15 protein-coding genes, 1 tRNA gene, 2 pseudogenes and 1 other annotated feature are annotated in these 22406 nt (G+C 42.4%); of the genes and pseudogenes, 12 read left to right on the forward strand and 6 right to left on the reverse strand.

The window, feature by feature from the left end; all coding sequences use genetic code 11:
- Positions 1 to 489 precede the first annotated feature (489 nt).
- Both RMY31_RS12650 and RMY31_RS12655 read left to right on the forward strand, forming a co-directional pair.
- A complete protein-coding gene (locus RMY31_RS12650; RefSeq protein WP_322659425.1) occupies positions 490 to 1932 on the forward strand; it encodes an efflux RND transporter periplasmic adaptor subunit in 1443 nt (480 codons plus the stop codon).
- Positions 1933 to 1986: 54 nt separating this feature from the next.
- Positions 1987 to 5400: an efflux RND transporter permease subunit gene (locus RMY31_RS12655; protein WP_322659427.1), complete on the forward strand. Its 3414-nt coding sequence runs from the start codon at positions 1987 to 1989 to the stop codon at positions 5398 to 5400.
- A gap of 21 nt (positions 5401 to 5421) precedes the next feature.
- Here RMY31_RS12655 and RMY31_RS12660 read toward each other — a convergent pair whose 3' ends face one another.
- Positions 5422 to 6411 (reverse strand): glycosyltransferase family 2 protein, encoded by a 990-nt coding sequence (locus tag RMY31_RS12660; protein ID WP_322659429.1) that lies wholly within the window; start codon positions 6409 to 6411, stop codon positions 5422 to 5424.
- A 157-nt stretch (positions 6412 to 6568) separates the two neighbouring features.
- Between RMY31_RS12660 and rplS the strand changes: the two genes are divergently transcribed.
- The 8 genes from rplS (at position 6569) to rplL (ending at position 10844) form a co-directional block, all read left to right on the forward strand.
- Complete coding sequence (gene rplS, locus RMY31_RS12665) at positions 6569 to 6931, forward strand: 50S ribosomal protein L19 (protein ID WP_322659431.1); 363 nt, start codon at positions 6569 to 6571, stop codon at positions 6929 to 6931.
- A 145-nt stretch (positions 6932 to 7076) separates the two neighbouring features.
- A tRNA-Trp gene (locus tag RMY31_RS12670) sits at positions 7077 to 7149 on the forward strand.
- 290 nt (positions 7150 to 7439) lie between these two features.
- Complete coding sequence (gene secE / locus RMY31_RS12675) at positions 7440 to 7661, forward strand: preprotein translocase subunit SecE (protein ID WP_322659433.1); 222 nt, start codon at positions 7440 to 7442, stop codon at positions 7659 to 7661.
- Entirely contained in the window at positions 7661 to 8293 is a 633-nt protein-coding gene (nusG, locus tag RMY31_RS12680) for a transcription termination/antitermination protein NusG (protein ID WP_322659435.1), read from the forward strand. The genes secE and nusG overlap by 1 nt, the downstream gene beginning before the upstream one ends.
- Positions 8294 to 8299: 6 nt before the next feature.
- Positions 8300 to 8725 (forward strand): 50S ribosomal protein L11, encoded by a 426-nt coding sequence (gene rplK, locus RMY31_RS12685; RefSeq protein WP_322659437.1) that lies wholly within the window; start codon positions 8300 to 8302, stop codon positions 8723 to 8725.
- 99 nt (positions 8726 to 8824) lie between these two features.
- The gene (rplA, locus tag RMY31_RS12690) at positions 8825 to 9541 is read left to right on the forward strand and encodes a 50S ribosomal protein L1 (RefSeq protein WP_322659439.1); all 717 of its coding nucleotides are present in this window, start codon (positions 8825 to 8827) and stop codon (positions 9539 to 9541) included.
- 66 nt (positions 9542 to 9607) lie between these two features.
- Positions 9608 to 9773, forward strand: a sequence feature (ribosomal protein L10 leader region).
- Between the two features lie 59 nt (positions 9774 to 9832).
- On the forward strand, positions 9833 to 10384 hold the full coding sequence (gene rplJ, locus RMY31_RS12695) for a 50S ribosomal protein L10 (protein ID WP_322659442.1): 552 nt from the start codon (positions 9833 to 9835) through the stop codon (positions 10382 to 10384).
- A gap of 70 nt (positions 10385 to 10454) precedes the next feature.
- Entirely contained in the window at positions 10455 to 10844 is a 390-nt protein-coding gene (rplL, locus tag RMY31_RS12700) for a 50S ribosomal protein L7/L12 (RefSeq protein ID WP_322659444.1), read from the forward strand.
- 68 nt (positions 10845 to 10912) lie between these two features.
- Here the strand turns inward: rplL and RMY31_RS12705 are convergent, their stop codons facing one another.
- Complete coding sequence (locus RMY31_RS12705) at positions 10913 to 12691, reverse strand: protein kinase domain-containing protein (protein WP_322659446.1); 1779 nt, start codon at positions 12689 to 12691, stop codon at positions 10913 to 10915.
- A gap of 225 nt (positions 12692 to 12916) precedes the next feature.
- Between RMY31_RS12705 and RMY31_RS12710 the strand changes: the two genes are divergently transcribed.
- Complete coding sequence (locus RMY31_RS12710) at positions 12917 to 14041, forward strand: hypothetical protein (RefSeq protein WP_322659448.1); 1125 nt, start codon at positions 12917 to 12919, stop codon at positions 14039 to 14041.
- Positions 14042 to 14108: 67 nt separating this feature from the next.
- On the opposite strand, the gene RMY31_RS12715 is transcribed toward RMY31_RS12710, so the two are convergent.
- Complete coding sequence (locus RMY31_RS12715) at positions 14109 to 15557, reverse strand: serine hydrolase (protein WP_322659451.1); 1449 nt, start codon at positions 15555 to 15557, stop codon at positions 14109 to 14111.
- Between the two features lie 121 nt (positions 15558 to 15678).
- Positions 15679 to 17371, reverse strand: a pseudogene (locus tag RMY31_RS12720) (protein kinase domain-containing protein).
- Positions 17372 to 17539: 168 nt separating this feature from the next.
- On the opposite strand from RMY31_RS12720, the gene RMY31_RS12725 reads away from it, so the two are divergent.
- Complete coding sequence (locus tag RMY31_RS12725) at positions 17540 to 19906, forward strand: ATP-binding cassette domain-containing protein (RefSeq protein ID WP_322659453.1); 2367 nt, start codon at positions 17540 to 17542, stop codon at positions 19904 to 19906.
- A 99-nt stretch (positions 19907 to 20005) separates the two neighbouring features.
- On the opposite strand, the gene RMY31_RS12730 is transcribed toward RMY31_RS12725, so the two are convergent.
- The gene (locus tag RMY31_RS12730) at positions 20006 to 21598 is read right to left on the reverse strand and encodes a serine/threonine-protein kinase (RefSeq protein WP_322659455.1); all 1593 of its coding nucleotides are present in this window, start codon (positions 21596 to 21598) and stop codon (positions 20006 to 20008) included.
- Positions 21599 to 21691: 93 nt separating this feature from the next.
- Positions 21692 to 22368 (reverse strand): annotated as a pseudogene (locus tag RMY31_RS12735) (Uma2 family endonuclease).
- Positions 22369 to 22406: the final 38 nt, after the last annotated feature.

The raw sequence follows: 22406 nt of genomic DNA on the forward strand, positions 1-22406 counted from the left end.
TCACACAAAGTCAATAGCTAGCTAGTTGGGTATTGAGACAGCTACATTATGTCTCTCTCTAATAGCAAATTTATTTACTTTTTTTAATCTAAACTAGAGAGTGGAATAATTACTGCCAGTTTGGCTACAGCGGTAAAAATTAAACTTCTGATTTGCTGGTTTTTATAAATCGCAAGTTTCTGTTAAAAAAGCCCATTTTTCAGCGATCGCCAGCCTTATATCTTGTGGCAGAGTTTAGAAAAGCTAAAAATACGTATACTAAATTTAAAATGGGAGCGAGTGCTATAAAATTCTCTGTCTTTGCGTAAGCAGTATGGCGTTGGGAGTTTTTACGGTTTGCATTTAGTTGAATAATACTTTTTATACTAATAAAGAATTTCTGAGATGCGACTGACCTTTTCTTTCTCCCTGTTGTCAGTCATATCTATCAGAAACGCTTAATAATAAACGGCTGTTTTAGCCAAAAGCCCCCCTGTTAGGAGCAAAAAAATGATTTTGGACGGAAATAAGCCGCACAAATTGTTGAAAATGCAAGATTTCCCAGATATAAAGCAGGTAATTAATTCGCAGTTACATGATGTAGGTAACAACAATGATAGAGAAAATTCGTTCCATTTCTGGGGATGGCGATCTACTTTATTGATTGCTTGTTTATTGGGTTTCGGATTGATTACAGCAAGTTGTGGATCGCTGCTCAAAGAGTCAGCCGAGGCACAATCTCAGAGTCCTCAAGAGCAGCGGGGGGGCGGTGCAACGCCTGTAGATGTAGCGATCGCCCGAACAGACGTGCTGGAAAAACAACAAGAGTACACAGGTACAACCACGCCGTTGCGGATAGTGTCACTGCGATCGCAGGTAGAAGCAAGACTGTTGGCTTTGAATCTAGATGTGGGCGATACAGTTAAGCGAGGGCAAAATGTTGGGCAGTTAGATGATGCCATATTGTTAACAGAATTAAAGCAAGCAGAAGCAGAATTAGCAGCACTCAATTCAGAAGTAGCACGGGCCACAACTCAGGTAAGCAATGCCCGTGCCGCAGTGGAACAAAGACGATTAGACGCGATTCAAGCCCAAGCAGATTCAGAACGGCAGCAGAAACTATTCCAATCAGGAGCGATCGCCGAACAAACAGCCCAACAAGCACGCACTGAAGCACAAACAGCTGCCCAAGCATTGCGGGCAGCTCAAGAGCAAGTCCGTACAGAACAGCAAGCTGTCGCCGCTGCCCAAGGCAGAGTAGTTGCCCAGCAAGCAGTGGTTGCCCAAGCCAAAGAACGCAGATCGTACACTCGACTGACATCTCCCATCACTGGTGTAGTCACAGAAAAAGTCACAGAACCTGGCAATCTTCTGCAAGCAGGTGGCGAAGTCTTGAAAATTGGCGACTTTAACCGCGTCAAAGTCGTCGTTCAAGTTTCGGAATTAGAACTGGCACAAATTCAGGTTGGACAGTCAGTGCAAGTTCGCTTAGATGCCTTCCCCAATCAAACATCAATTGGTAGGGTGACACGCATTTCCCCTGCCGCCGATGCCACAGCACGTTTGATACCAGTAGAGGTAGTGATTCCCAACAATCAAGGGAAAATTGGCAGCGGATTGCTAGCGCGAGTTAATTTTGCAACCCAAACATCACAGCGGGTTGTAGTACCGCAAGGATCTATTCAGGAAGAAGCAGGAAAAGCAAAGGAAACAGGAAAAGAGCAAGAAAACCGAACGGGGACACTATTTGTAGTCACAGACATAGAAGGTAAAACAAAAGTGAGTGCGCGTGCTGTCACCCTAGGGAAAAGGGCTGATGGCAAAGTAGAAATTTTATCTGGTTTGCAACCGGGAGAGCGCTATGTTGTTGGTCGTGGCAAGCCATTAAAAGATGGGGATGCTGTACGTCTTTCGATTCTTTCGGAAAAAGCAGATGCCCCTATGGGGAATTAAAAATTAAAAATAATTTTTTGTTTTGCATTTTTAATTGGGAGCATAGCGACACTAATGCAGCAGGCAAACAGTAATGGCGGATTTAGTATCAGTGCGATCGCTATCCGCCAACACATTGGCACACTTATGCTGACCGTGGCAGTAATTGTTGTTGGGATATTTTTTCTCACAACTATCCAAGTAGATCTCCTACCTTCAATCACCTATCCACGAATTGGTGTTCGGTTGGAAGCCCCCGGTATTTCCCCGGAAGTAGCGGTAGATGAAATTACCAGACCTCTGGAAGAAGCTTTATCAGCGACTGAGAATGTAGTGCAAGTTTTCTCCCGTACCCGTGAGGGGCAGGTGAACCTAGATTTATACTTCCAGCCTGGGGGCGATATCGATCAAGCACTAAACGATGCTACTGCTGCTTTTAACCGAGGCCGGGGACAACTGCCAGATACGATAGAGGAGCCGCGCTTATTTAAAGTCGATCCCTCCCAATTGCCAATTTATGAATTGGCGCTGACATCTGCCTCGCTGTCAGGTAAAGATTTACGCGTATTTGCCGATGAAGAATTGACGCGTGAACTTAGTGTCGTGCCAGGAGTCGCTTCAGTCGATGTATCTGGCGGTGCTGAAGAAGAAGTAAGAGTACTTGTTGACTTAAATCGATTGCAAGCATTGGGTGTGGGATTAAATGATGTACTAGATGAACTCACAGCTCGCAACCAAGATACTTCTGGTGGTCGGATTCTGGGGCAAAATTCCGAGCCATTGACCCGTACTGTCGGACGCTTCCGAGATGCCCGTGAAATTGAAAACATCTCCTTGGAAGTTTCTTCCCCTAATACCACTGCTACCACTACCACTACGACTTCTGCACTTTCCCGCCGCGTCTACTTGCGAGACTTTGCTGAGGTAATTGACGATACAGAAGACCAGCGAGTATTTGTTTACCTCAACCGTCAGCCGGCTGTAAAATTTTCAATCCAAAAGCAGCCTGAAGCCAACACAATTACAGTTGTAGATGCTGTGAAGCGGCGAATTGAACAATTACGGCAATCGGGTTTAATTCCAGCGGACATGACTTTGAGTCCCACTACAGATGAATCTGTCTTTATCCGTAATTCTTTAAATGATGTCATCTTTTCGGGAATTTCTGGAGCATTTTTAGCAGCAGCAGCAGTATTGTTATTTTTGGGGTCATTCAGGCAAACATTAATTATCAGTTTGACAATACCGCTGTGTACCCTGGCTGCGATCGCTTTGATGAAAATCTTTGGCCTGACTTTGAATGTGTTTAGTTTGGCAGGTCTGACACTGGGAGTAGGTCAAGCAATTGATACATCGGTTGTGATCTTAGAGAACATTTCCGAAAAAACAGGCATGACTCCCAATCAGAAAGAGATGGAGTCGGAGGGGCAGAGAGGCCGAGGGGTAGAGGCGAAGAGGAGAAATTCCAAATTCTTTATTGACACTGCCATTAATGCTTCCCAAGAAGTAGAATCTGCTTTAGTTGCTGCCACAGGTGCAAACTTAGTTTCTGTAGTACCATTCCTGTTAATTGGTGGCTTTATCGCACTGCTATTTAATGAACTGATTCTGACAATTAGCTTTGCAGTAGCAGCTTCCCTTGTCGTAGCAATTACAGTAGTGCCGATGCTGTCTTCTCGACTTTTAGGAATTCCTTGGTCGAGTCGAATCGGCGAATTTTGGCTGCTTAAACAGTTTAATCACCGATTTGAAGACGCTACGCGGGGATATAGTAGCTTCTTAAGCAAGGTTTTACGCTATCGACTTCTTGTAGTCACTACTGCTTTGATAATTTTAGGCGGTGGCAGTTTCTTTATGTTTGGTCAAATTCCCCAAGAAATTTTACCCCGCATCAGTACTGGTCAAGCCAACTTGAGAGCGCAGTTTCCTCCTGGTACACCTTTAGCAACTTCTGAGAAAGTGATGCAAATTGTTGATGACATTTTGCTGAAACAACCAGAAACCGAGTCTGCTTTCACAACTGTTGGGGGTTCTTTGTTTGGCAGCAATACTACAGAAAATCCTTTACGTGCCAGCAGCACCATCAATCTCAAACCAGGCACAGATGTTGAAGCCTTCGTCAAAAAAGTAACTCAGGAATTTAACAAACTCAACTTAGCAGGCATTCTGCTGCGCCTCAATCCCGGTCAGGTACGAGGTTTAATCTTGAGTAATTCTCCAGTGCAAGGGTCAGAAATTGATGTGATTCTGCAAGGTGAGAATGAGCAAAGCTTAACGCAAGCAGGAAATCAAGTACTGCAAGCATTGCAAGAAAGGGCAACACTAGCAACATTCCGACCAGATGCCGATGCCAGACAACCAGAAATTCAAATTCGCCCTGACTGGGAAAGAGTTTCGGCTTTAGGGCTGACAGCTCAACAAATTGGTGCCACCGTTCAGACAGCAATTGAAGGTTCAGTTCCCACGCAAATTCAACGGGGCAACCGTTTAGTTGATGTGCGAGTACAGCTAAATAAAGAAGCCATTCAGCGTCCTTCCCAGTTAGAGCAGTTACCGCTATTTACAGAAAACAATCAACTAGTCCGCCTTTCAGATGTTGCCAGCATTGAAGAAGGTCAAGCCCCTGGTGAGGTGCAGCGGATTAATCAGCGCCAAGCTTTTATTGTTGCAGGAAACCTGAATGAGGGTGTTAGCCTGAGTGAAGCGATCGCAGAAGTCAATGAGGTACTCAAGAGCGTAGACTTACCCGATGGTGTTTCAATTGTACCTAGTTCTGCTCAGGAAACTAATCAACAGTTGCAGAATGCTTTAAAAACTCTAGGGGCGTTGGCGACGTTCTTGATTTTCGTAGTTATGGCGGTGCAATACAATTCGCTGATTGACCCGTTGGTAATTATGTTTACTGTGCCGCTAGCCTTAGCCGGAGGACTTTTTGGACTTTACATTACTCAAACGGCGATTGGGGCAACCGTAATTGTTGGTGTGGTGCTGCTAGTGGGAATTGTGGTGAACGCAGGGATTTTGATGGTAGAACTAGCGAACCAAATTCGGGATGAAGTTGGTTGTACTCGCCAAGTTGCCATTGTCAAAGCGGCTCCGCAACGCTTACGCCCAATTATGATGACTACAGTCACTACCATTTTGGGACTGTTTCCCTTGGCATTAGGTATTGGCGAAGGTTCGGAATTTTTACAGCCTTTGGGGATTGTAGTTTTCTTTGGGATGGCGATCGCGACAATGCTGACGCTGTTTATTATCCCTTGTTTTTATATTCTGCTGCACGATTTACTAGGCGGAAATTGGACTAAGCCAATATTAATGAAGTTAGGCGTATGGAAGAAAAAGCTTTACTACTCGGGTCTTAATGTAAGAATACCTAAATTCTTTTTAAGTAGACGCGATCGCGGCTTCCCGTTGGCGCAGCGTCTCCGACAGGAGAAGGGTACCGCAAAGGATGCTAAAGATGCGAAAGAAAAAAGAAAGAGGTAATAGAGTTTTTATAAAACGTTGTCAGCAATTTTTCAAATCTGCCGAAGCGATCGCCCCCATATCTAATTGTGTCTCAATCAAGACAAATTTGTGAATATGAGGATTGTAGATTTGCGAGCGGCGCGAGCAGATCGCAGTCAACAAAAGCCACCAAGCAAAAAGGGAAAATAAAGATTTATCTAACATTTTCACAAAGTTTTGAAGGTTTCTTTGCTTGAGTGCTACTAAAGTCCAATGCAGTTTCAAGTAATTCTTAATATCCTCCAGAGCAGGGACATGAGAGCGGTGTTGCCCATCAATCAAAGTATAGATTTTCTCTTTCATTAAAATATTTGTATCTAGCCGCCGAGACAGAGAAAACTTTTGATTATAAGCTCCGGGCCAAATGGTACGGTAGGCGAGGCACTGATTGATAAAAATGGCATGGCCAAACTGAGCAATGCGAATCCAAGAATCAATGTCATCGCAGTTAGCATCAAGTTGGGAATCCCAACCGCCAGTTTTCCAGAAAGCTTCACGGTGGCAAGCTACTTGTACAGGTGTGCCAAAAGGCACAAGCTCTAGAAGCATCCCATAATGAATGTCTGCTTGGGGAATATAAAAAGCTAAACCAGGGCCAAGTTGAGGAGTGCGGCTGAGTTCAACTTCATTAACATCCACCTGAGCAGCAACACAGGAACACATCACAGCATCAGGACAAAGTGCGATCGCCTCTGCCATTTGTTCTATACAATTGGGAGCTAGGTAGTCGTCGTCGTCTAAAAACTTAATCCAATCGCCCTTAGCTTTTTGAACTCCAGCATTTACTGTTGCTGCGTGACCTCTATTGATCTCGTTGCGATGGTAAACAACAGAATCACCTAAGCTTTTGACATATGTTTCAGTCTCCTTAGATGAACAGTCATCGGCAATAACCACCTCACAAGGAATTGTCTGGTTGAGAGCAGAGTCAATCGCTCGGCGCAGCAAGTTTAAGCGGTTATAGGTCGTGATGACGACGCTAAATTTCATAAATATCACACCTTGCAGCATAGCCTACTGCAATATAACTTCCATACTCAAGCTGCTGTATCGGTAAAATTATCAATAATCTGAATCTAAATCAGTAGACTGAAACAGGATTCTCGATTTATTATTAATGATTGTGAGTTTTTAAAGCAGAAAGGCTATGAGCGCTCAAGAGATCATCCGCTCCATTGAAGCGGAACAACTAAAATCGGATTTGCCCATAATATACGTGGGTGATACTGTGAAAGTCGGGGTGAAAATCAAAGAAGGTGAAAAATACCGCGTCCAACCCTATGAAGGAGTTGTGATTGCTAAACGTAATGGCGGTATCAACGAAACTATTACAGTCCGCCGCGTGTTTCAAGGTGTTGGCGTTGAGCGGGTGTTTCTTTTGCATTCTCCCCGCATTGACAGCATTAAAGTTTTGCGTCGTGGTAAAGTACGCCGTGCTAAGCTTTATTACTTGCGCGATCGCGTAGGTAAGGCTACCCGAATCAAACAAAGATTTGACCGTTCTTTGTGATTCCCCGTTCAAAGTATGGGAGACTCAACTAAGTAAGCGGCATTTGCCGCTAGTTTGTCTCATAGACAAAATTAAGGTACAATGTAGTTCGGATTGCGTTAAACTAAAAAGGTTAAGCGCAATAACAGAATCCAAGCCAGCTTGTGCGCTCTTAGTTCAGTTGGTAGAACGCAGGTCTCCAAAACCTGATGTCGGGGGTTCAAGTCCTCCAGGGCGCGCTCGGAAGCAAAAAACACAGCCCGGAACAGTAGCACATCTGCTAGCATAGCAGTTAGTGCTAGTGATTTCGGGTATAGTTGTTTTATATTTACAGCTTTTTTGCTTCTAGATTAAAGTAGCCATCGGAAACTGCGTACAGCAATAAAGCGTGAAAAAGGGGTGCTAAGACTGGTAATAATATTTTTTACTCAGCAATGCCACTTTTTTAAGTCAGGATGGAATTAAAGCTGTAAACCTAGACGTAAACTAGCAGGGTATAGCTATATAAGAAACGGGGAGAGAAACGACTGTGTCCAAAAAAAATGAAGCAGAAATGCCGGAAACCACAAACGGGTCTAGCTTGCTCAACTTCTTTCAGGGAACTAGAGAAGAGCTTGAAAAGGTGGTTTGGCCCAGTCGAAAGCAGTTGGTAAGTGAATCAGCGGCTGTGTTGCTAATGGTGACACTCTCCGCTTCTTTAATCTACTTGGTCGATGGATTGTTTGCTTGGGCAGCAAAACAGGTATTTTGATGACTTCTGCAACAGACGAACCACTTAACTCGGCGTTGCAGCCAGAGGAAGCAGCAGAAACAGCGCACAAAGAAGCACGCTGGTATGCAGTGCAAGTAGCCTCAGGCTGTGAAAAACGTGTCAAAACAAATTTGGAGCAACGCATCCAAACATTTGATGTTGCTGACAAAATAGTTCAGGTGGAAATTCCACACACGCCAGCAGTGAAAATTCGCAAAGATGGCAGTCGCCAGCACACAGAAGAAAAAGTTTTTCCTGGCTATGTGCTAGTGCGGATGGTGATGGATGATGATTCCTGGCAGGTGGTGCGAAACACTTCCCATGTAATTAATTTTGTGGGAGCAGAGCAAAAACGTGGTAGTGCTAAAGGTCGCGGTCACGTTAAACCAGTACCTCTGAGTCATTCAGAAGTAGAACGCATATTCAAACAGACTACCGAACAAGAGCCTGTTGTCAAAATTGACATGGCGACTGGTGATAAGATAGTCGTGCTTTCTGGTCCATTTAAAGACTTTGAGGGCGAGGTGATTGAAGTCAGTCCAGAGCGGAGTAAGCTCAAAGCCTTACTTTCGATTTTTGGACGGGATACACCTGTGGAATTGGAATTTAATCAGGTAGAAAAACAGAGCTAAATACAAATGGCGAAAAAAGTAGTGGCGGTCATTAAGCTGGCCTTGAATGCTGGGAAAGCCAACCCAGCGCCGCCGGTCGGCCCTGCATTGGGTCAACACGGCGTTAATATCATGATGTTCTGCAAAGAGTACAATGCCAAAACAGCAGACCAAGTTGGAATGGTGATACCTGTGGAAATTTCGGTTTTTGAAGACCGGAGTTTTACATTTGTACTAAAAACGCCACCAGCATCAGTATTGATTCGCAAGGCGGCGAAAATTGAAAGAGGCTCAAATGAACCCAACAAAAAGAAAGTTGGATCGATTACTAAAGCGCAATTGCAAGAAATAGCCCAAACTAAATTGCCCGACCTCAATGCCAATGACATAGAAGCGGCAATGAATATTGTGGCAGGGACTGCCAAGAATATGGGCGTAACAGTCACAGACTAGTCATGAGTTCAGCGTAAAGAACAAATAAACAACTGACGACTGACAAATAAAATTTATCGGGGGAGAGGCAAAGCTTCGGAATTACCCCAGGAGAGAAAAATGGGAAAAAAAATATCGCGTCGTTTGCAGGCGCTGCAAGCAAAAATAGAAGACAAAGACTATGCACCGTTAGATGCATTGTCCCTCTTAAAAGAGACGGCAACAGCTAAATTTCCCGAAGCCGCAGAAGCGCATATCCGGTTGGGAATTGACCCGAAATATACAGACCAACAGTTGCGGACAACGGTAGCACTGCCCAAGGGTACAGGACAAGTCGTTCGGGTGGCAGTAATTGCTAGAGGTGAAAAGGTAACAGAAGCAAGCAATGCTGGTGCTGATATAGTTGGTTCGGAAGAGCTGATTGACCAAATTCAAAAAGGCATGATGGACTTCGACAAGCTAATTGCTACACCAGATGTCATGCCACAGGTGGCGAAGCTGGGTAAATTGCTGGGGCCGCGTGGTTTGATGCCATCACCGAAGGGTGGCACTGTCACCTTTGACATAGCAAGTGCGATCGCAGAATTCAAAGCTGGTAAATTAGAGTTCCGTGCCGATCGCACTGGCATAGTCCATGTTATGTTTGGTAAGGCATCTTTCTCGCCTGAAGATTTGTTGGTAAACTTGAAAGCGTTACAAGAAACCATTGACCGTAACCGTCCTGCGGGAGCCAAAGGTCGTTATTGGCGTACAGTATATGTGTCTGCCACGATGGGGCCAGCGATTAAAGTCGATATCAGCGCCCTACGGGATTTGAAACTGGCTGAAGCAGCGTAATAAAGACTGAAAATTAGGGACTGGAGACTAGGAAAGAATTTTCCCAATACCAATCCCCAGTACCTCAAAATTTAATAAGTAAAGCCGGAGACAGCAGGTGCTAAGAGCTTAATATCCTGCCTAGGTCGAAACTCTAATTGCTCGAATACCACTCGTGAGGGTGTGATTACTGTCGCATGAAGAGATTAATGCTAAACCCCGGCTAACATAGCTGGGGTTTGTTGTTTTGAGTCGGTCAGAACATGAAACACAAGTAGGGACGATGATTTTGCCCTTGGAGGTGAAACGAGCATGGGTAGAACAATAGAAAATAAAAAAGAGATAGTAGCCGATCTCAAAGAAACTTTGAGTAAGTCAACTCTGGCACTGGTAATTGATTACCAGGGGCTGACAGTTTCAGAAATCACTGATTTAAGGCGGCGGCTACGTCCGAGTGGCACTGTTTGCAAGGTGACTAAGAACACTTTGATGGGTATTGCCATACAAGATCAGGAAAAATGGCAACCACTGTCGGAATTGCTGAAGGGTTCTTCCGCCTTTTTGTTGGTCAAAGAGGATTTCTCATCTGCTATTAAGGCTTACCAAGACTTCCAGAAAGTCACTAAGAAGACAGAACTTCGCGGTGGTGTTATGGAAGGTCGTCTGCTCAAAGAGCCAGATGTCAAAGCTTTGGGAGACTTGCCATCTAAGGAACAACTCATGGGTCAAATTGCTGGAGCTATCAACGCTTTGGCTACCAAAATTGCTGTGGGTATTAACGAAGTTCCTGGTTCACTGGCTCGTGCCTTGCAAGCTGTGGCCGAAGCAGAGAAAAGCGATAGCACCGAAAGTGCTGGCGAATAGACTTTAGGATTCATTAGTCTATAGTCCACAGTCAAAAAATAACTAATTAAACATCACAGGAGTTATATCAATGTCTGCTACAACCGACAACATTTTGGAACAATTGAAAGGCTTGACTTTGCTGGAAGCTGCTGAGTTAGTCAAGCAAATTGAAGAAGCTTTCGGCGTGAGTGCTGCTGCACCCGTTGGCGTAGCAGTAGCTGCTCCCACTGGTGGTGGTGCTGCTGCTGAACCAGTAGAAGAGCAAACTGAGTTTGATGTGGTTCTGGAATCTGTCCCTGCTGATAAGAAGATTGCTGTACTGAAAATTGTACGGGAATTGACCGGTTTAGGTCTGAAAGAAGCGAAAGACTTGGTGGAAGCTGCACCCAAACCAGTTAAGGAAGGTCTTCCCAAGGATGCCGCTGAAGATGCTAAGAAGCGCATCGAAGAAGCTGGCGGTAAGGTAACTGTTAAGTAGTCAAAATTCCATTACCAATTTTTGAACAAGGAGCCTAACTTAAGCTCCTTTTTTTACGTTCCCATTGTTTAGCTGCACTGTTTAGCTGACGACGGACTCACAAAATCATGTAAGTCTGCATCCCAAATACTAATATAAATGAAATCACAATTTTGGCGCACAATTTGACCCTTCACTGAGCCTTTCGTGAAACTAAAATTATCTAACTGACGCTGTTGTATCTGTTGCAGTCCCTGCTGGATTTCTTCAGTGGCTTGTCCAGCTAACATGCCACTCAAGGTAGACTGCATCAGTTGTGGGTCTACCGATTGGGCAAAAGCTACCTCGGTTTGACGCAGTACTCCCGAATTACGGTCAAATAAGTAACCAAGGTCAATTTGGTTCGGTACTATTCTATATGTGACAGCACGAGTCTTGCCCCAAACACCTCTTAAATCTTTACTTGGTTTTCCGAGTACCGCTTCTACGGTGTTTCTTTGCGTACCCGTGGGAAATGCTGGAACGCTTTCGCCAACGCTTTTTTTTTGCTGCGATCGCTTTTCCTCTGGTGTTGCACTTGCCTCTGGTGTCGGAACCCTAGGTATCTGTTGTGGTGCTGATGTAACTTGAGGTGTGGCAGTATCTAAAGTGACAGGCTCGGTGTCTGGTGATGTGGAGGCTTCTGAAGGACTGGGGTCTGGTTTGCGATCCAAAGGGGCAGAATTTACTTGCCGCCGTGGTGGTGAGGTAGGTACAACAGAGGTTGGTGAAGGTTCAGAAGCAGCAGGCGAACTAGTAGTTGCTAAAGATTCTGATGAAGTGGTGGAATCGTTGGCAATTGGTACTTCAGATTGTTGCTGACCGATAATTCTGGCAATCGCTACTCCACCAATTAAGCCACCCACTACCAAACTAGCGACAATCAAAGCAGACTTTTGCCTGTTGCTTGATGGAATTGTTGGAGGGGAAGATAACGCCTGGGTTTGCCGTGTAGTGGAGTGCAGGCTAACTGTATTAGCTGTGGGAGAAGACTGTGGGGAAATATTACTAGCAGATTTCAAAGCATATAGCATTTTACTAGCGGTACTGTAGCGATCGCCCGCTTGGGGCTTAACAGCTTGATTAAGTACCATCGCCAGTTGGGGAGAAACGTTAGGGGCGTAATTCTGCCACAGAATTTCCCCGGTTTGCTGGTTAGTTTGTAGTTCTTGTGGGTATTTGCCAGTCAGCAGATATATTGCCGTCAAACCTAAGCTGTAAATGTCTGTAGCGTAAACTGGTCGTCCTACTGCTTGTTCGCTGGGCATATAGCCAGGCGTGCCAATTACAAGCGATCGCGCACTTACTGCTGCGCCACTCACTACTGAACGTATGGTTTCCTTGACTGCACCGAAATCAATTAAAACTGGCTTGTTATCAACAGTGCGGAGAATGATGTTATCAGGCTTGATATCCCGATGAATGATGCCTTTGCTGTGAACATAATCCAAGACTGAAAGTAGACTCAAGAGAATTTCGCGGACAACAGTTTCACTCTTGTACCCTTGAGTTTCGACAATATTTGCCAGGGTTTGACCGTAAATCCATTCTTGAACCAAGTAAAATTGCCCATTCTCCGAAAAATAGGCGTAGAGTTTAGGAATTTGGTCGCTACTTTCGCCTAGATATTCCAAAGTTGCAGCTTCTCTCTCAAACCGCTGTTGAATTATTTGGTAGGTTTGTGGGTCGTTGGCGATCGGTTTGAGTTGCTTGATTACACAGCGACGACGAGAAGGCATGTGCGTATCTTCTGCCAGAAAGGTTTCACCAAACCCCCCAGCACCGAGCACCTGGATAACTTGATAGCGATTGTTCAGCAGCGTTGTCATGAAAAGTTACAAAGTTTCACCCTTTTCCAATGTACATCTGTTTGTAAAGCTGCGCCAAATCGTAGCTTTTTTTCAACGCGCCATAAACAACTGTCGAGAATAGTTTTCAAAGGTTTCAAATCTATTACAAGCCAATAGTGATTTATAATACCAGAGTCACTTAGTTCTGCCTAAGTTCCAATCAGAATTTTTTGCTTATAAATAAAAATATTAAGAGTTAAAGATATGTTTAACTTAAATGCAAAACGTCAAAAAACAATAGCTTCATTGTTTTGTTTATCTTTTTCATTTGTTCTAATAATAAGTTGCACTGCTGCTCCGGTAATTAATTTAGCAAATATAGTTAATGCAGCTGGAAAAGTGGCAACATTAATTGACGTGACAGAAAAAATATTATACGTAAGTTCTAATTTATTAAAGATTTCTTACGAAGACATAGGAAAAAATATACGTAGTGAAGATTTTAGGTCTAATCAAAAGTTCTCCAACTATACCATTCAGAAAATGGAAGCTCAACATCTAGAATTATCAAACAAACAAAAAGAGTTGGATAATTCAATTGATGAAACGAATAGAGCTGCAAAAGAATTATTTTCAATACTTGAGACTAGAGCTAATCAAAACTCAAATTCTTTGTTGAGAGGAAAGCAATTACATGACATTAGCATTAAGAAAGAAACTTTTTTAGAGAAAATAAAAATTTCTGAAAACTTTTCATTAAAACTTAGAAAATCAATCCAAGAATATGACAATATACTTAATGTTTTTCAGGTATATGTGGGGCTTGGTGAAGCACAAAAATATATTGAAACGATAGATTCAGTGATATCACAATATAAAATCCTGAATCAGGAGGTTCAGACAGCCCTTAAAGAAGGACGGCAAATAGTTGCAAATATTGCGGAGCTTCCTCCTCAAGAGCCTGAAAGAACAGTTATCACTAATGCATCTAAAGAAAATACAACTCAGCAGCAAAATACATCCTCTTCCGAATCAAAGGAGAATAAAGCTACCAAGGATGATATAAATACACCAGATAACGCTATTGTAGAGTACTACCAACTTATCAATCAGCAGCAGTATGAGAGTTCTTGGGCTGTTCTAAGTTCTAATTTTCACAGATTAAAATCAGATAATAATTACAAAAGCTATAAGGAATGGTGGGAAAAAGTTGCTTCTGTAAAAATTAATTCTATTAATTTAATTGAAAATAGCAAGGGCAAAGCTGTTGTAGATGTGAAATTAAAGTATTTCCTGAAAGATGGTAGACAATTAGATGACTCATCTAGAATTATACTCATCCTTGATTCAAATAGTAAATGGTTAATCGATGATAAGATAAAGTCATAACTATAATTTTATTGGGCAAAACTGCACAAAATTGCAATTAAGACAATTTTGGAACCACAATTACGAATTATTTGGTCATGCGCTCGAAGACAAGGCGAGACATTTCCGGGAATATTTTTTTGTCAGAGGCGTAAGCGCGATCTTCAGCAAAAACTACGAGAATATAAGCTGCTTTACCATCTTTGGTTTGTATGTATGCTGCTTCTTGACGAGAAGTTGAAGTCCAACCAGCTTTACCACCAAAGTTAACATCTTCTGGCAACGACTCACTAAAATATCCGCGTACAGGGTTGAATTCATCAGGATTTTGCCGTTCTCTCTTCTCAATTCTGGTGGCAGAATCTATTGAAAGCCACGTAAACATTCTTTGACTGTAATCTGAAGAGATAGCCTGTCCTTCGTAAATTTCGTATAACAGTCTAGCTGCTTGCTGCGTTGTAATTTTATTTCTAATTGGATTTTTCGGGTCGCCTCGCATTTTCAGATCAAAACCTTGAGGCTCATAAATTTTTTTATCAGTAATGGGGTAAGTTTTCTGATTTATATTTATTTTTTTATATCCAGCGTTTTGGAAAAAAACATTAATTGTTTTGCGATTTTTTAGCCAACTTTCATAATCTTTCTCGTCTAGATTTTTTCCCGACTCTGTTTTAGTCATTGCATCTATAATGTCACTTGCAGCATTATTATCAGACCTTTTAATCATTTCATTTAGTTGTGGTGTAAAGTCTGCTTCATTCAAAATACGATTTTTTATTTGAGCATACAGGTACACCATCCAGAACATTTTGACTACACTAGCTGGAAATCTGGGTGCGTCTTGTTGATACGCGCCATACGTACCACCATTCTTAGTATCAATTAATGTAATTGATAATGGCTTTTTTGGTAGTCCTTTAGAAATAGCAAGACTAACTATTTCATCAACAATAGATTGCAAAGCCGGACTTTTTTGAAAGTTCGGAGCAGTTTGAGGGTTGTATACTAATTCTGAGTTAACTAAGGCTATTTGTGAAGGCAAAATTTGAGGCGGAGATTTAATTGGAGGCAAACTTGGCACAGTTAGTGCTGTGGTAGGAGAAATTGATGCTTGCGGTTTTGGGACAGTTGGGACAGCTTGAGATTGGGTTTTTGTTTGCTCAGATGGACTGGAATTTTGCCGTCGCATTAGTGCAAAACCAATACCAGTCATTAATGCAACAATTACAGCTACTAGGCTAGTAAACTGTAGCAGAGTCAATTTACTAGCGCTTTTTTTAGAAGAAAACACTCTTTTTCTACCTCGAATCAGAGTTTTATTTGGTGGTATTGCTGAATGAGATGATGGTTGTGAATTAGAAATCTCTTGATTCACAAATTGCGAATCTCGTTGCAGACGAGTTTTAGTTTGCAACTGTTCTTTCAATTGATTTATCTGTTCATGCTGTTGTTGAATGATCCGATGAGCATGAGCTAAATCTGATTGAAGTTCGGCAATTATTTGATTGCGTCGATCGCTGGGAGGTTGTTGAGGCACGCTTTACTCTTCTTGATTAATTAATCAGATAATTACAAGTAGCGATCGCCAAATATTTTTAGCTAGATTGCTCAGTAATTATCGCCTATTCTTTGGCAACAGCTACCTTAAAAAGTAGTAGTTAATGACTATTAATTACTCTGACAGTGCTGTAATCATATATTTTCAATTGCCCATCTTCTTGCTGTAAAGAATAGCGTACTAATCTAGTATCAAAAGCCGTATTCTCCCCAGTGACTAATTCGCCATTTTGGTAATATTTCCGGTCTTCAGTTACGACTACTTCAATTGTTGCTTGGTCGCCACTAGCGACGAATCTTTCAATAGAATCTAGATTCTGTACGCCATACCGATAGTAGGCATTGTTATCTTCCAACCATTGAAGTGAACTGGTTGGACCGACGTTCTTTCTATAAGCTTCACCTGTAGTCAACGCAGTCCCAATTTGACGATTGTATGGTGGAGCAAATAGAACTTTTTTAGCATCTTGCCATTGATTAATCAAAGCTATAGCATCTTGTCTTGTAATTGATGAACTTGAAGGTAATTGAGTTGACGTTCTTGGAGGTAATTGAGTTGAGGTGGAAGTATCTACTTGATTAGAAGACTGTTGAGGTGGATTTACGGAGTTTGTTTGTTGGTCAGTTTTTGTAACTGTTGGTGTGGACACAACTTGTTGTTCTACCGAAGTTGGACTTGATTTTGGTTCTGGTGTAGATGTAGTAGTAGATTGGTGTCCCCTAGTTAACCACAAACCACCAATGACACACGCGCCAATGACACTACCAATGATTACTGCTTTTTGCCAATCACTCATGCCATGACTAACTGGGGCTGATGGCACAGAGTAAACTGGCTGCGGCGGTGAAAATCCTCCTGGTGCGCCTGATACGACTGTTGGGGGTTGAACATAGTTCGGAACTGGTGGCGGTGCCGAAACAAATGTGGGACTAGATGTAGGTATAGTAGGTGCAACTGGTGTTCCTCCAGTCTGTAATACCTGTAGCATTTCTTTTGCACTGGAGTAGCGATCGCGGGCATGAGATGCGATCGCTTTATCTAAAATACTGGCAAAACTAGGACTAATATTCAAAGCATAATGCCGCCACATAATCTCACCTGTGGCAGGATCGGATTCCAGTTGTTGGGGAATCTTGCCTGTCAACAAATAAATCGCTGTTAGCCCTAAACTATACAAGTCGCTAGCAAACATCGGACGACCAGCAGATTGTTCGCTGGGCATAAATCCTGGTGTACCAATCACAATCGACCGACTGGAGTTACCAGAATTAGTCATCACCGTTCCCATTGTTTCTTTAACTGCCCCAAAGTCGATTAAGACAGGCTTGCCATCAGAATTACGAATGAGAATATTTGCTGGCTTGATATCTCGATGCACAATCCGCTTGCTATGAACGTAATCGAGAGTCGGCAAAATGTTAATCAAGATTTCTCGCACCGAACTTTCACTCAGCAGTCCATGCTGTTGCAACTTTTGTGCCAGAGTTTCTCCCTCGATATACTCTTGCACCAAGAAAAACTCATCGTTGTCCACGAAGTATGCATACAGTCGCGGAATTTGATTGCTACTATCACCCAATTCTTCTAACTAAAATCGTGGCTTCGCGCCGAAAGCGTTCTTGCACTAGTTGGTAAACCTGAGGGTTATTAGCCACCGGCTTGAGTTGCTTAATTACACATCTGCGCCCCGACGGCATCTGCATATCTTCAGCTAAAAATGTTTCTCCAAATCCACCAGAACCTAGTACCCTAATTACTCGGTAACGATTGTTTAATATAGTCGGCGTTATCATAAATTTACATTTTGGAAAATTCCATAAATTGAGCATGATTAAATACTAAAATTTAACCATATATACTGATGTTAATTTGAATTGAAAATTTCTGAAGATTTGATGAAATATATATATATTTGTACAAATAATTAACTTTAGCAAAACATTTGGCAACAAACTAATTCTATGCATCCAAACAAAACAGTTACAAGTGTAAATTCTTATTTAAAACTAGAAAATCAGGGAAGCATCATATACTTTGAACTGAAGGAGCAACAACATATATTAGGGCGCGATCGCACTTTTGCCGATCTGGTCGTCCCAGAAGATTGGCAACTTGTGGGAAGATGTCAAGCCCTCTTACGCAAAGATGGCGAAGACTACCGCATTTATGACGGGAATGGTGATAAACCCAGTACCAATGGGCTTTATATCAATCACATTCGGATAACTCCAGAATCTGGCTATAGCCTCAAAAACGATACAGAAATCCGCATCGGTCACAACTCTGATAACCAAGTGGTGCTGACATACCATAATCCAGCCCAACCCTCAGCTAACAATACACACGAATCATCAAGGGTTTCCCTAAAAAATCGGTCTGTTTTACTGGGTCGTGATCGCAACGCCACTTTACCTCTAGAAGCCCCTACCGTTTCTCGTCGCCACGCCACAATTGATACTGACGCTCAAGGACGCTATATTCTGCGAGATTACAGTACCAATGGTGTCTTTGTGAATGGGCAAAAAGTCAACACCACTGCTTTCCTGTCAGCAGGAGCAATCATTCGCATTGGACCGTTTACACTAGTTTTGCGTGGCGATGAGTTACAAATACTCGATCAGGGTAATCAAATTCGCCTAGATGCTTGTAATTTGGTAATTCAAGATAAAGACAAGCGGCGATTGGATGATATTTCTGTACCGATTGAACCCGGACAGTTTGTTGCTTTAGTGGGGGGAAGTGGTGCTGGTAAGTCAACTTTGATGCGAACACTATTAGGAGTCGAGCAAACAACCCAAGGTGTAGTGTATTTAAATGGTGAAAATTTGCGAAACAACTTCAACATGTATCGCACGCACATTGGTTATGTGCCTCAAGACGACATTATTCACCAAGAACTCACCGTCACCGAAGTTCTCACCTACGCTGCCAAGCTGCGACTACCACCAGATATTGATGTAGCGCAGGTCGTGGAAAAGACTTTACAAGATGTGGAAATGTCCCATCGGCGGGATGCTAAGGTATCCGAACTGAGTGGAGGACAGCGGAAGCGGGTGAGTATTGGGGTGGAATTACTCGCCGATCCGAAGTTATTTTTCTTAGATGAACCAACTTCTGGACTCGATCCAGGATTAGATAAAAAGATGATGCAGCTGTTGCGGAAATTAGCCGATCAGGGACGAACGGTAATTTTGGTAACTCATGCAACGGCGAATATTAAATTATGCGATCGCGTTGTTTTTCTCGGTCGAGGAGGACGGCTATGTTATTTTGGCCCTCCCGATCAATGTTTGCAGTTTTTTGGTGTCAGAGAAGATTTTGCTGATATTTATAATCAGCTAGAAAAAGCAGAAACTGTCATCGACCAAGCTAACAAATTCCGTCAATCTCATGATTATCGACGCTATATTGATAATCATCTCAATCCTGGAACTCAATCGCCACAGTCAAATGTTGTCAATAATCAGAGTCATGGCGTTTCTTTCTGGGAACAGTTGAATATTCTGATGCAACGCTATTTTCAGATCCAAAAGCGCGATCGCGTGAACCTCGCCCTAGCACTTTTAACAGCACCTATTAGTATTAGTTTAATGACATTCGCCATCCGAGAGCAAGACCCTTTAATATTGGGAGAACAACCCGATCCTGCCCTTGCACCTTTAGCTTTGCGTGTGTTATTCGTCTTTACTTGTGCTGCTTTATGGGTAGGACTTTCTAGCTCCTTACAAGAAATTGTGAAAGAATCGGCAATTTATCTCCGAGAACGGCTGGTAAATTTGGGTTTATTTGCCTATCTCAGTTCCAAAGTTGCGATTCTTTCAGTGTTAGCAGTATTACAAACTCTGTTAATGACAGCGGTGATTTTCCTATTTTTTAAATCACCACAACCAGAATTAATTTCTTGGCAATTGGGATTAAGTATTACTACATTTTTGACACTTTTAACTAGTATTAGTCTGGGCTTATTTGTCTCATCATTTGTCAAAAATACTAGTCAAGCAAATAGTGCTTTACCCCTGTTGTTACTTCCTCAGTTTATCTTTTCTGGCGTTTTGTTCAAAATGGAAGGTATTGCTAGTAAAGTTTCCTGGTTAATGCTGAGTCGTTGGTCAGTGGGGGCTTACGGTGCTTTAGTTAATCTTAATCAACTGGTTCCCGAACCGATTAAATTACCTGATGGCAGTACACTTTCCCAACCATTTGAACCAACGCCTATTTATGAGGCAACATGGTCTAATTTGAGTTTGAATTGGGGTATTTTATGTATGCATACAGTCATTTATTTGGCTATGACGTTTTATTCGCAAAAGCGAAAAGATATTTTTTAAGCCGTAACGCACCTAGGACTTAAACAACAGTTATGAATAGGGAAAAAGCTTACAATATAAGTTTTCTTTCTTTTTACTTTTTATTTTTACCTTATTTTACTAGTTAGCATCACTAACAACCCATCTGCTATTTTCGGCATCCCATAAAAGGGAGAAACGCACAGAACCAGGTATTTGTTTACCAGTTTTCATCAAGTATTGCAACCTAGCATTAACTGTAGCTGTTTCTGTATTTGCTTGTACCAAATTAACTTCTTCCACATCTATGCTTTCAACCTGTCCCCCCCACCAGTCGATGTAGGAGAGATAACCATTGGGATGAAGACGCTTATTACTTCGGAGACTGGGAGATAGTTGATTCCAGGCAGTTTCATACTGACCCTGATTAATGGTTGCATAATAATTTTGTACAGCTTCTTCTGGTGAAGGTCTATCAACTTCTTGTTGTGTTGTCGGAGGAAGTGGAGAAAATGAAGTTTTGCTAGAAATCGATGGGGATGGTTCTGAACTACTGGGAACTTGAGATTGTACAGATTGTGTAACATCCTGCTGTTCTTGGCGGGTTGTGGAAGCTTCAGTGGAGGGCGTTGACTCTGCCACAGGCTGAGGTGTTTTATTCAAGGCAAAACCAATGATGATCGAAGCACCAATTAAACCACCAGCTATTAAAGCACCGAGAAGTATTCCTCTGTGTCCGCTGCTTTGATTAACAGGTTGATGAGAGGCAGACCCTGGACTGACAGCAACTGTGTTTTGCAGTGTTGCGGGAGGTTGTACATTTGCTACTGGCAGTTGGTTGTAAGACACCGTTGGGGCAGGTTGTACGTTGTTTACTGCTGGCGGTTGATTGTAAGGCACTGTTGGAGAAACTGAGCCAAACTGCAAGGCTTCCAGCATTTCTCTGGCAGTGACGAAACGTTCCCTTGGATGGTAGGCGATCGCTCGATCTATGACTCCTGCTAATGTCGGACTAACACTCAAGGCGTGTCTGTGCCAAATAATTTCCCCAGTCCGTGAGTCTAACTCTAATTCTTGCGGCTGTTTAAGAGTGAGTAAATAAATGGCTGTAAGGCCTAAACTGTATAAATCACTAGAATAAACTGGCCTCCCGGCTGCTTGTTCACTTGGCATATATCCAGGCGTACCAATCACAATCGAACTGGTAGGATTGCCTTGGGAATTGAATACCGTTCCCATTGATTCCCGCACCGCACCAAAATCAATTAGCACTGATTTATGATTGCGAGCGCGCACAATGATATTGTCTGGTTTGATATCGCGGTGGACAATGCGCTTTGAGTGGACATACTCTAAAACTGGTAACAAATTCACCAATAATTCCCGAACACCACTTTCACTAAATAACCCCTGTTTTTGGACTTTTGCCGTTAACGTGTCACCTTCAATCCACTCTTGAACTAAATAAAATTGCCCATTTAACTGGAAGTAAGCATACAACGTCGGAATCTGGTCAGTATATCCACCCAAATCTTCTAAAATTGCTGCTTCCCGTTGAAACCTCTCTTGTACCAACTGGTAAATCTGGGGATTGTTTTGAATTGGTCTTAGCTGTTTAATAACACAACGACGGTTGGAAGGCATTTGAGTATCTTCTGCTAAGAAAGTCTCACCAAATCCACCACCACCCAAAGTCCGAATAACTCGATAGCGTTTGTCTAGCAGCGTTTCCATAAATTAGCGTCGATGAACACAAGGTTAATTGTTATATATTTTACTTTTTCTCCTGTTAACACTTATGCAATAGTCGCTGATTATTCATAATAATTAGAGATCGGCAGAAATATTTGACAATATAAATATCTGCTCAACTCTCAAATTTAATTCTGGAAATATTGGAGATTGAATTTTATCGCTACCTCAAAACTGAGTAACTTGATATTCGCCATCAACTAATTGATAAAGTGAAAAAGTAGGTTGTTTAGGATTGCCAATTTTCTAGCCCCCAACGCTGCATAATCAACGGACACTTGCTTCAAGCCGGGGAACCCGTCCAACGCAGTGTCCTCAACAATCCAATATTCGGGAATACCCATTTCCTCGTAATCAGCAAGTTTTAAATAGTAATCATCTCGCCAATTAGTACTAACAACCTCGACTACTAAGGGTATTGATTCACCATTTGTCAAAGTGGAAGATTTTTCCCAAAGAGGTTCTGAAGCTAAAGCCGCGTCATTTATTATCAACACATCTGGGAAATAACCTGATTCTCTTTCAGGTGGTTTGACTATTGCTTGATTGGAGATAAAGTAGGGAAGATTTAATCGGTCAAACTCTACAGATAGATTTCTTACCAAAAATCCCTTTATTTTCTCATGTTTCCCTGTAGGCTGTGACATCTCCACAATTTCCCCATTGTGCAGTTCGTAACGTATTCCAGAGTTTTCGGGATACCAAGCAATAAATTCATCAAAAGTAACTATTTTTGGTAAGGCTTGGGTCATAACATCTTTATTCTTGTTTAGGTTTGCCTTGTTTTTAA

Origin of the sequence: Dendronalium sp. ChiSLP03b, from assembly GCF_034531165.2 — a bacterium.
Taxonomy (GTDB): domain Bacteria; phylum Cyanobacteriota; class Cyanobacteriia; order Cyanobacteriales; family Nostocaceae; genus Dendronalium; species Dendronalium minutum.